The sequence below is a fragment of the Pseudomonas sp. P5_B2 genome (genome assembly GCF_056400445.1).
This window is the reverse complement of record NZ_JBFULH010001427.1, coordinates 1-605: the sequence shown is the minus strand read 5'-3', so window position 1 is coordinate 605 and position 605 is coordinate 1. Positions and strand designations below refer to the sequence as shown.

2 pseudogenes are annotated in these 605 nt (G+C 48.8%); both read left to right on the top strand.

Going from position 1 to position 605, the window contains the following annotated elements:
• Positions 1 to 232: pseudogene (locus AC1DRJ_RS31635) on the top strand (hypothetical protein); the annotation flags it as partial.
• 225 nt (positions 233 to 457) lie between these two features.
• A pseudogene (locus AC1DRJ_RS31630) lies at positions 458 to 605 on the top strand (IS66 family transposase); the annotation flags it as partial.

Genomic DNA, 605 nt, shown 5'->3' with positions numbered 1-605 from the left:
GAGCTTGGCCGACGCAATTGCTCAGTGGTTAAAGGACTATCGGGATGGCTCAACCATAGATTCAGTTAACATGCCGTGGCTAACCTGGAAGCAGAGTGCCGAGCAACTTAAACGTGCTTTACTCGCCCCCCCAATGCTCCCGGCCAATGTTAACCAAGGTGGCTGCACGTGCGCGGAAAAACTCTCGCTTGATTCTCAGATCTGTATTTCTCAGCAAAATATTTGGGGCTAGAAAAGCTAACAAAACTCAGAAATAGAGCAGGAGAGCGGTGAAGGATTTAAACGATAACTGGGTCCGGTTTGTTGTTTAGAACTGAGCTCAGTATGTTTGAACTTCACTCGTTCGCCTGACGGTCTCTAGGAGTAAGTGCAACACCTGATGTGAATCGTCGACGAACTTGATGGTCAACAGCACATCCCCGTCGACCTTCCAGATAATCGTGTTTTGCTCAAGCAAATGTTGCTTGAGGCATTCAGTCGTCAAGAGGAAGTGGCTCAGTCCTACCAGACCCACATCGTCGATTTGTAAGAACAGATCAAGTTGCTGCGCGACCGTCTGTTCGGACGTAAATCCGAACAGACAAGTGAGCCCAACACGCTGCAAA